This is a genomic window from Pseudomonas sp. HK3 (assembly GCF_052920985.1).
This window is the reverse complement of sequence record NZ_JBREXD010000001.1, coordinates 1,524,326-1,539,417: the sequence shown is the minus strand read 5'-3', so window position 1 is coordinate 1,539,417 and position 15,092 is coordinate 1,524,326. Positions and strand designations below refer to the sequence as shown.

The following is a 15,092-nucleotide window of genomic DNA, read 5'->3' as shown; positions in this document are numbered from 1 at the left end:
CAAAAAGAATCACTTTAGGAGAAAAATTTCATGAGCGAATATTCTATTTTTACATCGGAATCTGTATCTGAAGGGCACCCGGATAAAGTAGCCGACCAAATCAGTGATGCGGTATTAGATGCCATTATCGCTCGCGACCCTTACGCTCGTGTAGCCGTAGAAACGTTGGTTAAAACAGGTATGGCGGTGATTGCAGGTGAAGTCACAACATCTTGTTACGTTGACCTAGAAGACATCGTACGTGATGTGATTACCGGCATTGGTTATAACAGTTCAGATGTGGGCTTTGACGGCGCCACGTGTGCCGTACTAAATGGCATTGGTAAGCAATCGATTGATATTAACCAAGGGGTTGACCGTGCTAAGCCAGAAGACCAAGGCGCTGGCGACCAAGGTTTAATGTTTGGTTATGCCACCAACGAAACCCCTAACTTAATGCCTGCACCGGTTTATTACGCGCATTTATTAGTTCAACGCCAATCAGAGCTACGTCGTAACGGCACCTTATCTTGGTTGCGCCCTGATGCTAAGTCTCAGGTTACTATCAACTATGAAGGCGACTCACCCAAAGTCGACGCGGTTGTATTATCTACCCAGCATGATCCGTCTATTTCATTAGAAGAGCTGCGCGCTGAAGTACTAGAGCACATCATCAAGCCAGTCTTCCCTGATGGCTGGTTAACCTCAGATACGTTATTCCACATTAATCCAACCGGCAATTTTGTCATCGGCGGCCCAGTGGGCGATGCGGGCTTAACAGGCCGTAAAATTATCGTTGATACTTATGGCGGCATGGCTCGTCATGGTGGTGGTGCGTTCTCGGGTAAAGACCCATCAAAAGTGGATCGCTCAGCCGCGTACATGGGCCGTTATGTGGCCAAAAACATCGTCGCGGCTGACCTCGCTGATCGCTGTGAGATCCAAGTGTCTTACGCCATTGGTGTCGCACAACCGACCTCTATTTCTGTAAATACATTTGGCACTGGTAAATTAACCGACATCGAGCTAGCCAAGGTGATTCGTGCTGTATTTGATTTGCGTCCATACGCCATTCAAAACCAGCTAGAATTATTAAACCCAATGTACCAAATAACAGCAGCCTACGGTCACTTTGGTCGTGAACCGTTTGAAGCGTCTTACACGTATGTTGAACGTGGCGAAGAAAAAACCAAAACCTTTACGGCGTTCACTTGGGAGCGTACGGATAAAATTGAAGAGTTAAAAAAAGCAGCAGGGCTATAAGTCGTTAGATGTGAAATGAGAGGTGTTAGACGAGGGTTCAAGGATGACACCGCGACTACACGAGAATTTACAAGTTTGGCAAGACGCCATGAACTTAGTAGAGATAATCTATGAGTTTTGTTTATTTATTCCCCATTCTGAAAAGTTTGGACTCATTTCACAAATGCAGCGTGCGGCTGTCAGTATCCCGTCTAATATTGCAGAAGGCGCTGCAAGGGATACAACAAAAGATTATTTAAGATTTTTAATTATCTCTAGAGGCTCACTCGCTGAACTAGAGACTCAAATAAAGATATGCCAGCGCTTAGGGTTCCATGCAGAAACAGAGACGACTCTTGCTCAATGTAACAAGGTCTTTGCAAAACTATCTGCACTAATCCGAAGCCTAAAACGAAAACTAGAAAACGAATCGAGTTACTAAGCACCGTCTTACGTCTCTCGTCTCTCGTCTCTCACTTACCAGAGGAAGTACAATGTCATTTACAGACTACAAAGTTGCAGCCAAAACCCCAGAACAGTTCGAACTGGACGCTGCCTACGGCCGTAAAGAAATTCAAATCGCCGAAGGTGAAATGCCAGCCCTAATGGCCCTTCGTCGTAAATACAAAGAAGAGCAACCATTAGCAAACGCTAAGATCATGGGTTGCATCCACATGACCATTCAAACCGCAGTATTAATCGAAACCTTGGTTGACCTTGGTGCCGATGTACGCTGGTCTTCTTGTAATATTTTCTCAACGCAAGATCACGCAGCCGCCGCTATCGCAGCCGCGGGTATTCCTGTGTTCGCTTGGAAAGGCGAAACAGAAGAAGAATTCCTATGGTGCATCGAGCAAACCATTCTTGCTGAAACTGGTAGCGACAAAGTGTGGGATGCCAACATCATTCTTGACGACGGTGGCGACCTAACTGAAATGGTTCACAACAAATACCCAGAGCTGCTAAAAGATATCCACGGTATTTCTGAAGAAACCACTACGGGCGTTCACCGCCTATTAGAGATGATGGAAAAAGGCGAGCTTAAAGTACCCGCCATCAATGTAAATGATGCCGTCACTAAATCGAAAAACGACAACAAATACGGCTGCCGCCATTCTTTAAATGACGCCATCAAGCGTGGTACTGACCACCTTCTTTCTGGTAAGAAAGCATTGGTTGTGGGTTACGGTGACGTGGGTAAAGGCTCTGCGGCTTCTTTGCGTCAAGAAGGCATGATCGTAAAAGTAACCGAAGTGGATCCTATCTGTGCGATGCAAGCGTGCATGGATGGCTTTGAAGTGGTTTCACCTTTCATCGACGGCATCAACACAGGCACTCTTGAAGGCATTAACAAACAGCTTTTAGGCACAACCGATTTAATCGTCACCACCACAGGTAACGTAAACGTATGTGACAAAAACATGCTTCAAGCACTTAAAAACCGTGCCGTCGTTTGTAACATTGGTCACTTCGATAACGAAATCGATACCGCGTTCATGCGTGAAAACTGGGAATGGGATGAGATCAAACCACAGGTCCATAAAGTATACCGTGACAAAGCAAGCGATGATCATTTGATCCTGCTATCTGAAGGTCGCCTTGTTAACCTTGGTAACGCAACGGGTCACCCAAGCCGCATCATGGATGGCTCATTCGCCAACCAAGTATTAGCGCAAATGTATTTGTTCGAAAAGAAATTCGCTGATTTACCAGAAGCTGAAAAAGCTGAAAACGTTTATGTGAAAATTTTGCCTAAAAAATTAGACGAAGAAGTCGCAAAAGACATGGTGGAAGGGTTTGGTGGCGTACTAACCAAACTAACCAAAACCCAAGCAGACTACATTAGCGTACCGGTTGACGGCCCATACAAACCAGAAAGCTACAAGTACTAAGCGCTTCGCGCTGTAAGATGTGACACGGGAGATGAGAGGTGTGCAAATACACCGCTCATCTTACATCTCTCGTCCTTCATCTAACAAAGTCACGAGCTTTCAATTGAATTACCTACTGGTGCACCTACAATAGCATCAGACAACGCATCAGCACCGAGACCCCACATGGATAATTTCCGTTTAAGCTTTGAATTCTTCCCAACCAAAACGGAAGAAGGGACTGCCAAATTATATGCAACACGCGATAAGCTGGCCGCACTCAACCCAGACTTCTTCTCGGTGACCTATGGCGCCGGCGGATCCACACGTGAACATACGGTGAGCACCGTTATCGGCATGAATGAAAAAGGCATTGGTACAGCGCCACACTTATCATGTGTCGGCGAAACCAAAGCGAACATCAAAGATTTACTGAATCACTACGCACAAAATGACATTGAACGAATCGTCGCGCTACGTGGTGACTTACCGTCTGGCATGGCCGCCAGTGCGGGCGAATTAAGATATGCCAACGAATTAGTTGAACTGATAAGAGCTGAGCATGGTGATAAATTTCATCTTGAAGTCGCGGCTTACCCAGAAATGCACCCACAAGCCAAAAACTTTGAACAAGATCTTTTAAACTTCAAACGCAAAGTGGATGCCGGTGCAAATAGTGCCATCACACAATATTTCTTTAATGTTGATAGCTACTTTTACTTTTTAGATCGCTGTGAGCAAATGGGCATCGACATTCCAATCGTGCCAGGCATTATGCCCATTACCAACTACACCAAATTAGCGCGTTTCAGCGATTCGTGTGGCGCTGAAATTCCTCGCTGGATCCGTAAGCAACTAGAAGCTTATGGCGACGACAGTGAAAGCATCATGAAGTTTGGCGAAGAAATCATCACACAAATGTGTGAAGACCTTGTTGAGAATGATGTACCTGGCTTGCATTTCTACACACTAAACCAAGCAGACCCATGCATGAATGTTTGGAAAAACCTAGGTCTTTGGTAGGTCGTTAACCATAGAATAGTAGATGGGAAACATGATTTCTCATCTACCTACCTCTCATTCCTTTTTTCACAGGAATCTCTATGCGCCAACCAATCAGAGTCGAACTAGAAGCGGGCAAAACCTATTTTTGGTGTGAATGTGGTCGTAGCAAAACCCAGCCATTTTGTGATGGCAGCCATAAAGGTACGCCTTATCAACCGATGAAATTTACCGCTGAGAAAACCGAAGCGAAATTTTTGTGCGCGTGTAAAGACACTGAAAAAGCCCCATTTTGCGATGGCAGCCATTCTAGATAACACTGTGGGAGAGTACTCAGAGCGCCCCGCTGGCAAAGCAGATATTTTGGGTATGCCACGACAACTTATCTTAAGACTTATCGCGCGCATACCCAAAGGGCACAATGAGCGCCCTCCCACAAATGCAGGATTAATCAGCTTAATTCACAGGGGTTTAGCTGCTTACAAAAAGTTTTTTCAAATTTAGGTTCTGAAAATCCATTCATTCTTTTTTTACCAACAAAAATGACCGGAACACCGGAGGCATTCAAGCGCGCATATTTTCTTTTAGCGACGTTACTTGATTCAACCTTATACTCTTTGTATGCAATATTATTTTTAGAAAAAAACGCCTTTGCCTTATTGCAATAGCCGCAACTAGGCCGCGTGTAAATCACGACCCTTTCCGAATGTTCAAACAGACTTTCATCATAGGTAACGGCTTTATATGAACTCACATTACCGTTGATATCCTGTAAATTCACACCCTCTTGTTTTTGATCACTGTAATGCACCCGTCCGTTTTCATCGGTCCATTTATATAATTCACCATAAACATTCGCGATAAATATGAATGACATTAGCATTAAAATTACAGACTTAAACCGTGTTGGTTTATACTCCACCATAGTGCAGCTATCCTCCCTGAGAGGTCTTGGAATACAGATCATTACTGCTACTATATATTTAACACCCCATGAATCCTAGGCCTTTAACGCGCACATGAGAATCCCACGAATATACACAGCCCAATCTTTTAGTGAACATACTCTCGTCTATTTAGACGAAAGTGCGGCGAATCACGTGGGTAAAGTATTGCGTATGCAAGCAGGCCGTGAGCTTATTTTATTTAACGGCCAAGGGCCTCATCACTTTTCAGCGGTGATCGAACACAGTGACCGTAAAAAAGTGTCGGTATTAATCAAAGAAAAAATTGAAAACAACAACGAATCCCCATTATCTATTCATGTCGGACAAGCCCTTTCAAAGGGCGACAAAATGGAACTGGTCATTCAAAAATCAGTGGAACTAGGGGTGACTGAAATCACACCACTATGGACCGAACACTGCGATGTTAAACTCAATACCGAACGCATGGATAAAAAACTCAAGCAATGGCAAGGCATCATCATCAGTGCATGCGAGCAGTGTGGTCGAGATGTGTTACCCAAATTAAATCCTGTGATTAAATTTCAAGATTGGATCGGTCATGTTAATGGCGATGAAAAATGGGTACTAGACCCAAGAGGCAACACTGATCAAACCACACCTGAATCGGTTATATCTGCTGTAATTGCAATCGGCCCAGAAGGCGGTTTATCGCAAGATGAAATTCAACAAGCCTGCGATAGAGGATTTAAAGCAAAATTGATTGGGCCAAGAGTGTTACGAACGGAAACCGCAGCATTGACGGCAGTGACTTTATTGCAGAGCCAGTGGGGGGATTTTTAGAAGATGTGTCAGATGTCGGTGCAAAATCTTTGTTACATTGAAATCAAATAAATTATTTTTTCCGTCATTCCGGACGCAAGACAAAAACATAGAGGAAGCCATTCTAATCTTGCATCTCTCGTAGGTTGGGTTAATGAGGCACGAATGTAACCCAACATTTAATTAATGGGTTACGATCTCGCTTCGCTCAATCTAACCCATCCTACATAACTGATCAAACCACACCTGAATCGGTTATATCTGCTGTAATTGCAATCGGCCCAGAAGGCGATTTATCGCACGATGAAATTCAACAAGCCTGTGATAGAGGATTTAAAGCAGAATTAATTGGGCCAAGAGTGTTACGAACTGAAACGACGGCGTTAACGGCAGCGACTTTACTACAGAGTCAGTGAGGGATCTCAGATAAACACCTTAAGATTTTTTATCCGCTAAGTAATGATATGTCTGAAGGCCATTGATAAAAATAAACTCGATTAAAATCCGTACTAATTGGCAAAGATAAATCTATCCCACTAAATACTGAGGCTTGGGATACCAAATTCATCTCCATGTTAAAAGAGCCTGGGAGATAACCAGATGTTATTACAAGCCACTGCTCGTCACACTCGCAATAATTTTTAAGTTTTTCATGCTTTGATTTTAGAATTTTATGCAAATCCTTTTCTGTAAAGCTTTCTAATAACAAAATTCGACTAGAAGTTAGTTGTGACGTTTCTTGCCCGCCATTCAAAAGCTGAATAGATTCCAAAAAACTGGGAAGAACTGAACAAAAATCTTCATTTAATTTACACTCTTGATAATTAACCAACCTTCTAACTTCACCCTTCGTCATTAATCTAGACACTTCATTGATAGCTTGAATAATAGATTTTTTATCTTCTTCTATTGAATCAACAGCAATATCATTAATATATGAGAATGATACCTCCAATGGAATATGTGGGCTTATCCCATGAAATATGTCTTTAGAAAATTTTTCTTGCGCAACCTCGACTTGCCTTACTTTAAGCTTTGAATTGTTTAACGACCTATGTGCTTGAGTAAGCTCCACCCCTATCTTTTTTCCACCGACTTCAACGATAAAATCAGGTTGCTCAGTTTTCTTTATATCTGATAAAAATATGCCAGAAAACTTAGAAAAATAATACAACCATTCACACTCAACTCTATCTTTAAGGCTAATATTTTTCATAACAGTTTGGCCAATTAAATTAATTACTCTTTATCATATCAAATTACTACCCACATAATTATAGACCAAAACTATAAGCACCTAACTTGAGAATATTATATTTACAACCATTATAAATTAAAAAAGCGGATATGTTTTAACACATCCGCTTCTTATTTTTTATCATCGAAGATACAACTATATAAAAGAAACCTACTGCCACTTCTCAGCCAGAATCGCCTGTTCAATCATATCTAAATCAGGAATCACCGCGTGGCCCGTTTCTAATGTAACCGCCATTTTTTGGCCTTTTAACAAGTTGCCATTATGATTTTCTTTAATGGCGGCTTCTTCAAGCTTAATCAAACTTGGAATGCCTTGTGTGAGCAAACCAAAAAAACGCAAACCACCCGGATTCACCATTGGGGGCGTTCACAACGGCAACCCGTAAATCTTGTCCTTGCGGACCTGACCGTTGACCGCAAAATGCTTCATAAGAAATCACAGGGATCATGGTGCCGCGCCATTCGATAGCTCCGACGATCCATTGTGCATCAGCAGGCGTCACTTGCGGTTCTTGATACGGAATCAATTCGGCCATGGTGACGTTCGGTAAAACGATACGACCACCTTGCATCGGGATTAATAAACAAGGCAAAGCCTCTTTTGTTTGCTGGTCACTTGTCAGTTGTTTCATGAGAGGTATCCACCAAGCGTTGGGTTTCTAATTGATTGATATGTTCAACTAAGTGTTGAGCAAGTTGTTGTGGTGAGCCACTAAAGCTAACCGCACCGGTTTCTCGCGACGCATCTGGCATGGCCGCGCTGGCACAGGTTTCACTATTTTGCGCCCACACTTGCGTATCCGGGTTCTTAATTTGCGATATTGCTTCGGCGCCATCGTTTCCCATACCGCTAAATAAAATAACGCCGGCCTGTGGAAAACCTTTTAAGGTATTAACAATCAATTGATCAACTGACGGGCCATAAGGGCCAGGCCAAGGACGATCATAAATTTGCACCAATCCTTGTTTAAAGCCCACCTCTTTATCAGCAGGCACAATCAAGACTTCGCCGTTACGAATCATCACATCTTGTTCAGCAGTGCGTAATTTAAAGTGTGAATGTCGACCCAACACTTGCGCCAATACTTGAACGAACTGTGCATCAATATGCTGGCCATATACAAAGCCAACGGGTAAACCCTTTGGCAGTACATCTAAAAAGGCTTTGACTGCTTCTGGGCCGCCAAGTGAGCTGCCAATAACAAATAGATTGCGGGCTTGGTTTTCGCTATCGCCTGTTAATGTTTCAGGTAATGGTATGGCAACGGCGTGTGGTGCTAATTGTTCAATGGCGATAATGCTGGCTTGGGTATCGCCAGAAATATTAAAGTCTTCGCCTATTAGGGTTTTCAATTTTGCGTAAAGGCGTTTTTCCCAGCGGGGGTATTCAGGTGTTTGTGGTGAGGGGGCCGCTTCGAATCCGAGTAAAACAGGCTGATCTAATTCGCAAAACGCATCAAGGAGCTCGTCGTCTTCACGTAAATCAACCAACCAAGCCGAGACATCTAAATCAAAGCCTTTAAGTTGCAGGCTTTGTGGACTCAAACTAATCACCTCACAGCCAAAGTCTTCTATGGCCCTGCGCAATTGGTGAATATGTAATGAGTCCTCTGCCACGACTGCCAGCTTTAACGAGCTGTTCTCGCTCACTGATCTTTACCTGTGATCTCTTTAATCGCGCCCAATAAGATGTCTTCTTGGAATGGCTTACCTAAGTATTCATTCACACCGATGCTCATTGCACGCTCTTTATGTTTATCACCCGTACGGGAGGTAATCATAATGATCGGCACATTTTTTAGCACCGAGTGGTGACGCATTTGCGTGGCCACTTCGAAGCCGTCCATGCGTGGCATTTCGATATCCAGTAACACCACATCAGGGATGTGATCTTGCAAGACTTCAAGTGCATCAATACCGTCTTTCGCCGTACGCACTTCCATGCCATTACGTTCAAGTAAACGCGTTGTTACTTTACGTACCGTCACCGAGTCATCAACAACCAATACAGAGGTAATGCCATTGTTAGCACTGATAAGCTGGGCTTCCGCCTCATGCTCAAGCTCAATATGTTGTTTGTATTCTAGGCTGTTCACATGACGCATCATGTTTGGCAGATCAAGAATGATCACCACGCTACCATCACCTAAGATGGTGCCGCCGGAGACACCCAGTACCGAGTTAAACTGAGGGCCTAATGTTTTCACCACAATTTCACGTGAACCCATTAAGGTATCCACCTGAATCGCCGCTGGCTGCGAACCACGAACTAACACAACCGGCATAGGTGTGTTGCTGTCAGTTAGGCGCACGATATTTTCATCGCGTAGTAGGTTACCAAGATACTCCAATTGATATTCACGACCACCGTAGTGATAAACGGGCTTATCTTGTTTGTATAACTCTAATAAGTTTTTCGCACTAATTCGCACGATACCTTCGATACTGTTAAGTGGAATCGCAAATAATGCTTCGCCCACTTTGGTCATCAAGGCACGGTTAACCGATACGGTAAATGGCAAGCGAATCACAAACTCCGTGCCTTTACCTTCTTGTGAATCAATCACAACGGTGCCGCCAACTTGTTTGATTTCGCTGTTTACAACGTCCATACCCACACCACGACCTGAAATCTGCGTGACTTTTTCTGCGGTACTGAAGCCCGCCTGTAGGATGAATTGCAGAATTTCTTGATCTGGTAATTTTGTATTGCTACTTAATAAGCCACGTTCGATGGCTTTATTACGCACCGCTTTTAAATTCACACCCGCGCCATCATCAGCCAGACGCAATACAACGTCACCACCGTCACGGGATAGGTCTAAATAAATGTTACCGGTTTCAGGCTTACCAGCCGCGGCTCGTTTTTCTTGGGCTTCTAAACCATGGTCAACCGCGTTACGTAGCATGTGCTCTAGTGGTGAAATTAAGCGCTCTAATACGCTTCTGTCCATTTCACCTTCTGCATTACTTACGTGAAGTTCAACTTGCTTGCCCAGTTCTTGGCCAACCTGACGCACAATACGACGCAAACGAGGGACCAAACGACTAAACGGCACCATGCGCGTTTTCATCAAGCCTTCTTGTAGCTCGGTGTTTACTCGCGACTGTTGCAGCAATAATGTTTCGGCGTCTTTTGTTTTGTTTAATAGTGTTGATTTAATATCAATTAAATCCGATGCCGATTCCACAAGCGAACGAGACAACTGCTGTAACTGAGAATAACGGTCCATTTCTAATGGATCGAAATCTTCGTAATCAGGCCCTTGCTGTTCACGACGGAACAAAACTTGTGCTTCGGTTTCGATATCTAAACGGCGCAACTGATCTTTAAGACGATCAAGTGTTGAGTCCATTTCTTCTAGCGTATAAGAGAAATCGGTAACCTGATTTTCTAATCGACCACGACTAATAGAGGTTTCACCGGCAAGGTTAACCAAACCATCTAACAGTTCGGCTGGTACTTTAATCATCTCTTGCGGTTGAATACGAGCTTGCTGTGCCTGTGAAGCCGCTTGAGCCTGTATTGCTTCTTGATCTTGTTTGACTTGAACGCTTGCTTTGGCAACCGGTAACGACACCACATTGCTGCTTTGTTTGCTTTCAACTACAGGGGGTTTAATATCAACAGGTGTAGGCGCAACATCCATTTCTATTTCGCCATGAGCACCTTGGTTTAACCAAAGTTGAACGCTATCAATACGGCTCGCTATTAAGTCATATTGCTGATGTAAGCTTGTAAACAAGGCATCATCAGCCGCTTGTTTTTTCATCAAACGATGCTGTAGCTCATCTTCCATGTTGTGGGCAAGATCACCGATCTCACTTAAACCCGCAATACGCGCGCCACCTTTAAAGGTATGCAGTACGCGCTGTATCGATTCATTGTGCGCAACATTATCTGGCTCAGTTTGCCATTGCAAAATGAACCCGTCCAATTCTTCCATCAGCTCTTCAGCTTCTTCTAAGAAGATTTCGACCACTTCTTCGTCTGCATCCAATGCCATCGTAGCAACAGAAATGCTTTCAGGCTGATCCGCTGCATTTTCTTGAACGGGTGCATCAATTTCGAGCGTAAGTTCGTCGCTTGGGAGCTCTAATGACTCGCCCGCAATAAATAATTGAATCGCTGTAATTAATTCAGGTGCAGATTTAATCGTTTGCTGATTAGCAAGTGCATTAACCATTTCAGCTAAACGGTCATGGCATAGATGCAATAAATCAAACAACTGATTCGTCGTTGATAACCGGCCCAAACTCAAGCCTTCATACAAGTCTTCTAATTCATGAGCAAGATCGCCAATCGCGTCGATCTCAGACATGCGTGCACCACCTTTAAAGGTGTGAAGGTCACGCTGTAGTTCTGCCACTTGAATTAAATTATCTTTATCGCTCTGCCATGCATCTAACGATGCACTGATGGAATCCACTAATTCTTGCGCTTCTTCAAGAAAGATATCCAAAAGCTCTGGATCAATATCACCTTGCGCTTGCGCAGGCGTCACATCAACAGACGGTAACTCTAACTCGATTGCTTCATTTTCTTCAGGCTCTGCTGGCTCTTCTGCGATATCGCTGGCAGAAGAAAAAGCATCTTTCGTCGCTTGAGTCAGTAGTGCAACCAATTTAGTTTCTGGCACAACCGCCTGACTAGCCGCGACCATGTCCATCATATTTAGTAGGCCTTCGTGGCCGTCTTTAATGATATCGATAAATGGATCATCTGCAGCAATTGAAACTTGCTCAACTTGGCCATAAGCGGTTTGTAACGCTTCGCATAAGCTCACTATTGGCAATAAGTCCGCCATCTGTGCACCTTTTTCTAAGGTGTGCAGCTCATCAATAATGCCATCTAACAATTGAGTTTTGCTTGGATCTTTTTGCCAATTTTCTAGGCTTTCTTCTACGTCCGTTAAAATATCCATACCTTCGGATAAGAAAATTGACAGCACTTGAGGGTCAACATTATTACGGCTGGTGTTAGTGCCTAGTTTTTGATGAAACTGCTGAATAAGCTGCTGACTTAAACGCTGAACATCTGCGGTAATGTCTTCGCTACCCGCAATTTTACCGAAAGGGTTTGTGCTTAATTGAGCAAAGCCTTCATCAATTAAATCTTTACCACGGATAAACAAGTGAATGATTTCTGCCGTGGTTTCGACATGATAGGCACGTAGATCTTTTGCAAAATGTTCCAGTACGCCAGCAATGTCGCCGATGGATTCAATGTGCGCCATATGCGCACTGCCTTTTAAGGTATGCAGTGCACGCTGTAATTCATCGGTAATAGGCGAGCTATAATCGCTGCTTTGCTCAGCATCAATAAATTCTTGAACCACTTTCAAGTGAGATTCGACTTCTGAACTAAACACTTCTAATAACGCAGGGTCTAAGCTGGCTGAGTTTTCAGTGTCATCTTCTTCATCGACCACATCATCTTGAGCTTGCTGCGCCTGTTCGAGATCATCCTCTAATGCAGCAGACATGACCTCATGGCAAGGGGCTACATCTTCACCTTTAGAAATGGCGTCGGCATATTCTTGAATCAGCTTCACGTCAATATCACTTGGCTGACGCTTTTCAAAATTACTAATTAGCTGAGGCACTTGTGTGACAACAAAGTCAACAATATCAATAAACGGTTCGCTTAATTGAATACTGGTGTCCAAGAGACGATTGAACATGTTTTCAATCGCCCAACCCGTTTCGCCAATGTCTTCTGCGCCTACCATTCGGCCACTGCCTTTTAAGGTATGGAACGCACGGCGCGTGGTTGCAAGCGCTTCACTATCGTTATTATCAGCCTTAAATGCAGGCCAAGATTCTTCTATCGTTTCTAATACTTCTTGCGCTTCTTCTAAGAAAATTTCGATAATTTCATCGTCAATTAAGTCATCATCATCATCTTCAAAGCGACTTACGGCCGCAACTTCTTCTACTTTAGGTTGCTCCGCGGCTTCTGGCTCTACATATTCTGTTTCTTCAACTTCAAAGGCATCATCAATGACGATATTCCAATCATCATCATCTTGCGGCGCTTCTTCAAGACCTTGCAATGATTCATTAAACTGCTCGTTTAAAGCTTGTGCCTCTTTGGCCTCATCATCGATATCATCGCTTTCGTCTACTTCAAATGTAAACGTGCTATCTGCTTCAACTGTGTCATCTTCGACAGGTAAACTAAACTCAATATTCTCGTCTTGAGATTCGTCATCATTTAAGGTCAACTCCTCAGGTGTATCGAATGCTGTCTCTTCAGATTCAGTCAATTCAGCTGAGGGTATTGAATCGGCAGCATCTTCAACAATTTGTACATCAGCGGCAGTGTCGTCTTGCGTTGATACAAATGGAAGAATAGCGTTACGGGCTCGTAATAAAATATCAGAACTATCGCCGTGATTATTTTCTTCTAAACGCTCAAGAAAATACTCAATGCCACTGAGTGATTCCGCTAATCCATCTAATAAAGCATCAGAAGGACGCTCTTGTGCATCAACCTGTTGGTGCAAGACATTAGAACATGAGCGCGCAATGTCAGCGGCTTCCATTTGCGGCACCATAATTAAGGTACCACGTAAATTCATTAGCAGATCCGCGGCTTCACCAAGCAAGGATAATTCACCCTGTTTAGTTGCATATTCAACAACCAGGTCTTTTACTTGCTCAATAAAGTTTTTCGATTCTTTTAATACAACTTTTTGTGCTTCGCCTAATTGATGCTCTTGTGCGGAATCATTTTGATTGGAACTAAAGCGGTCACTTAAACCAACCAGTGTGGCCTCAACATATAATAAGGCACCCGCAACATCCATTAACTGAGTATTGTCCGCTGTTTTATTGTTATCAATCAAAACCTTTAACAATATCAAACTGATCTTGAATAACTTTACGCGGCACGCCTAAACCAAGCATGCCCATTGTGTCGCTAATCTGCTTAAAGCCAGGCACTAAACCCGCTAACTGAGAAGGCTGCGCCACTTTGTCTTGAACTAATTGGTCTAGCTCTTCTTTTAAGCGTGTGATTTCTTCAATTAACGCAGACGCCACAGAGCCCATAGTGGCTTTATCTGGGCCACCAAGTGCTTTACGGTTTTCATCCACTTCACTTGAAGAAGGCAGTGCATCGCTTAAGTTGTATTCATTGCGAATTTGAGTAATTTTATCTGTGGCTTTTTCAGAGCGAGCCACATAAAACAATAGATTCTTTAGAAGCTCTTCTGGTTGCTGCTCAATGGCCTGTGGACCATTATTCACAACGTTTTTAAGCTCTGGCTCAAGCTGTTTTAATAGTTCTTTAACCGCACTATTTGAACGAATGCCGCCATGCAATAAGCCATCTAATACCGCACTGGCCACTGACCATAATGATTCAGCTGCAGTGCTTGCGAATAATTTGGTTAAACGAATACTGACTTTCTGCAAGTACTCTAAATTGTGTTGTGTATCTTTGCCTTTTAGCACACCTAGCAAAGCAACCTGATACATCTGGCGTAGCTTTTTTAAGATATCTAGAAACTGTTTATCAGAAAACTGACGCAGCTGTTTCTCGCTTAACGGCTCAACCTCTTTTAAGCTTGGCTGAAAAAGGGAGGTTTCAGATAAAAGACTTTCACCACGAGCGCCACGCAGGTCATTAAGTACCGGCAGTAAGACAACCGGTAAATCTCGACGACCTAATTTGATGTGATCAAGATAATTAGGCAATTGTAAAATTGCCTGCATTAAGACTTCGCGTGCTTCTGCCGCATGACTCACAGAGTCATCCAGCATAGCTTGCACAACGGCTTCCATTTCTTCAGCCAGCATGGCGGCGCCATAAAATTCGACCATCTGCAAGGTGCCACGCACTTGATGCAGATACGTCAAACAAAACTTAAGGCGTGCAGTATCATCAGGAGCTTCAACATAAGCTTCTAATTCATATTGAGCCTGCTTTAAGACTTCTTCTATTTCGCCTTTAACCCAATCAAGGGCTACATAATCATGGCGATCGCCCATAGTGGCTCCGCAT

General features: G+C 43.5%; 14 protein-coding genes. 7 read left to right on the top strand and 7 right to left on the bottom strand.

What is annotated here, in order from left to right:
- Positions 1-30: 30 nt before the first annotated feature.
- The 5 genes from metK (at position 31) to ACU6U9_RS07110 (ending at position 4,411) form a co-directional block, all read left to right on the top strand.
- Complete coding sequence (gene metK / locus ACU6U9_RS07130; protein ID WP_446734346.1) at positions 31-1,242, top strand: methionine adenosyltransferase; 1,212 nt, start codon at positions 31-33, stop codon at positions 1,240-1,242.
- Positions 1,243-1,285: 43 nt separating this feature from the next.
- Complete coding sequence (locus ACU6U9_RS07125) at positions 1,286-1,663, top strand: four helix bundle protein (RefSeq protein WP_446734345.1); 378 nt, start codon at positions 1,286-1,288, stop codon at positions 1,661-1,663.
- Between the two features lie 52 nt (positions 1,664-1,715).
- Positions 1,716-3,113: an adenosylhomocysteinase gene (gene ahcY / locus ACU6U9_RS07120; protein WP_446734344.1), complete on the top strand. Its 1,398-nt coding sequence runs from the start codon at positions 1,716-1,718 to the stop codon at positions 3,111-3,113.
- 165 nt (positions 3,114-3,278) lie between these two features.
- Positions 3,279-4,115, top strand: a complete 837-nt coding sequence (gene metF, locus ACU6U9_RS07115) for a methylenetetrahydrofolate reductase [NAD(P)H] (RefSeq protein WP_446734343.1) — start codon at positions 3,279-3,281, stop codon at positions 4,113-4,115.
- An 80-nt stretch (positions 4,116-4,195) separates the two neighbouring features.
- Positions 4,196-4,411, top strand: coding sequence for a CDGSH iron-sulfur domain-containing protein (locus tag ACU6U9_RS07110; RefSeq protein WP_446734342.1), 216 nt, complete (start codon positions 4,196-4,198; stop codon positions 4,409-4,411).
- A gap of 134 nt (positions 4,412-4,545) precedes the next feature.
- On the opposite strand, the gene ACU6U9_RS07105 is transcribed toward ACU6U9_RS07110, so the two are convergent.
- The gene (locus ACU6U9_RS07105; protein ID WP_446734341.1) at positions 4,546-5,061 is read right to left on the bottom strand and encodes a glutaredoxin domain-containing protein; all 516 of its coding nucleotides are present in this window, start codon (positions 5,059-5,061) and stop codon (positions 4,546-4,548) included.
- A gap of 52 nt (positions 5,062-5,113) precedes the next feature.
- Between ACU6U9_RS07105 and ACU6U9_RS07100 the strand changes: the two genes are divergently transcribed.
- Both ACU6U9_RS07100 and ACU6U9_RS07095 read left to right on the top strand, forming a co-directional pair.
- Complete coding sequence (locus ACU6U9_RS07100) at positions 5,114-5,842, top strand: 16S rRNA (uracil(1498)-N(3))-methyltransferase (protein WP_446734340.1); 729 nt, start codon at positions 5,114-5,116, stop codon at positions 5,840-5,842.
- 161 nt (positions 5,843-6,003) lie between these two features.
- The gene (locus tag ACU6U9_RS07095; protein WP_446735068.1) at positions 6,004-6,237 is read left to right on the top strand and encodes an RsmE family RNA methyltransferase; all 234 of its coding nucleotides are present in this window, start codon (positions 6,004-6,006) and stop codon (positions 6,235-6,237) included.
- Between the two features lie 29 nt (positions 6,238-6,266).
- On the opposite strand, the gene ACU6U9_RS07090 is transcribed toward ACU6U9_RS07095, so the two are convergent.
- The 6 genes from ACU6U9_RS07090 to ACU6U9_RS07065 all read right to left on the bottom strand — a co-directional run bounded on the left by ACU6U9_RS07090 (position 6,267) and on the right by ACU6U9_RS07065 (position 15,079).
- Positions 6,267-7,037 (bottom strand): hypothetical protein, encoded by a 771-nt coding sequence (locus tag ACU6U9_RS07090; protein ID WP_446734339.1) that lies wholly within the window; start codon positions 7,035-7,037, stop codon positions 6,267-6,269.
- A 192-nt stretch (positions 7,038-7,229) separates the two neighbouring features.
- Positions 7,230-7,382, bottom strand: coding sequence for a hypothetical protein (locus ACU6U9_RS07085; protein WP_446734338.1), 153 nt, complete (start codon positions 7,380-7,382; stop codon positions 7,230-7,232).
- The gene (locus ACU6U9_RS07080; protein ID WP_446734337.1) at positions 7,375-7,713 is read right to left on the bottom strand and encodes a chemotaxis protein CheW; all 339 of its coding nucleotides are present in this window, start codon (positions 7,711-7,713) and stop codon (positions 7,375-7,377) included. The genes ACU6U9_RS07085 and ACU6U9_RS07080 overlap by 8 nt, the downstream gene beginning before the upstream one ends.
- A complete protein-coding gene (locus ACU6U9_RS07075; protein ID WP_446734336.1) occupies positions 7,694-8,731 on the bottom strand; it encodes a chemotaxis protein CheB in 1,038 nt (345 codons plus the stop codon). Before ACU6U9_RS07075 ends, ACU6U9_RS07080 begins: the two co-directional genes overlap by 20 nt.
- Positions 8,728-13,950: an Hpt domain-containing protein gene (locus ACU6U9_RS07070; protein ID WP_446734335.1), complete on the bottom strand. Its 5,223-nt coding sequence runs from the start codon at positions 13,948-13,950 to the stop codon at positions 8,728-8,730. The genes ACU6U9_RS07075 and ACU6U9_RS07070 overlap by 4 nt, the downstream gene beginning before the upstream one ends.
- Positions 13,925-15,079 carry a hypothetical protein gene (locus tag ACU6U9_RS07065; protein WP_446734334.1) on the bottom strand — a complete coding sequence of 385 codons (1,155 nt, stop codon included), beginning with the start codon at positions 15,077-15,079 and terminating at the stop codon, positions 13,925-13,927. The genes ACU6U9_RS07070 and ACU6U9_RS07065 overlap by 26 nt, the downstream gene beginning before the upstream one ends.
- Between the last annotated feature and the right edge of the window lie 13 nt (positions 15,080-15,092).

What these genes read in the sequence shown, in the direction of transcription:
- metK (WP_446734346.1), top strand. Translation starts at nt 31, where the DNA reads ATGAGCGAATATTCTATTTTTACATCGGAATCTGTATCTGAAGGGCAC.
- ACU6U9_RS07125 (WP_446734345.1), top strand. Translation starts at nt 1,286, where the DNA reads ATGACACCGCGACTACACGAGAATTTACAAGTTTGGCAAGACGCCATG.
- ahcY (WP_446734344.1), top strand. Translation starts at nt 1,716, where the DNA reads ATGTCATTTACAGACTACAAAGTTGCAGCCAAAACCCCAGAACAGTTC.
- metF (WP_446734343.1), top strand. Translation starts at nt 3,279, where the DNA reads ATGGATAATTTCCGTTTAAGCTTTGAATTCTTCCCAACCAAAACGGAA.
- ACU6U9_RS07110 (WP_446734342.1), top strand. Translation starts at nt 4,196, where the DNA reads ATGCGCCAACCAATCAGAGTCGAACTAGAAGCGGGCAAAACCTATTTT.
- ACU6U9_RS07105 (WP_446734341.1), bottom strand. Translation starts at nt 5,061, where the DNA reads ATGATCTGTATTCCAAGACCTCTCAGGGAGGATAGCTGCACTATGGTG.
- ACU6U9_RS07100 (WP_446734340.1), top strand. Translation starts at nt 5,114, where the DNA reads ATGAGAATCCCACGAATATACACAGCCCAATCTTTTAGTGAACATACT.
- ACU6U9_RS07090 (WP_446734339.1), bottom strand. Translation starts at nt 7,037, where the DNA reads ATGAAAAATATTAGCCTTAAAGATAGAGTTGAGTGTGAATGGTTGTAT.
- ACU6U9_RS07080 (WP_446734337.1), bottom strand. Translation starts at nt 7,713, where the DNA reads ATGAAACAACTGACAAGTGACCAGCAAACAAAAGAGGCTTTGCCTTGT.
- ACU6U9_RS07065 (WP_446734334.1), bottom strand. Translation starts at nt 15,079, where the DNA reads ATGGGCGATCGCCATGATTATGTAGCCCTTGATTGGGTTAAAGGCGAA.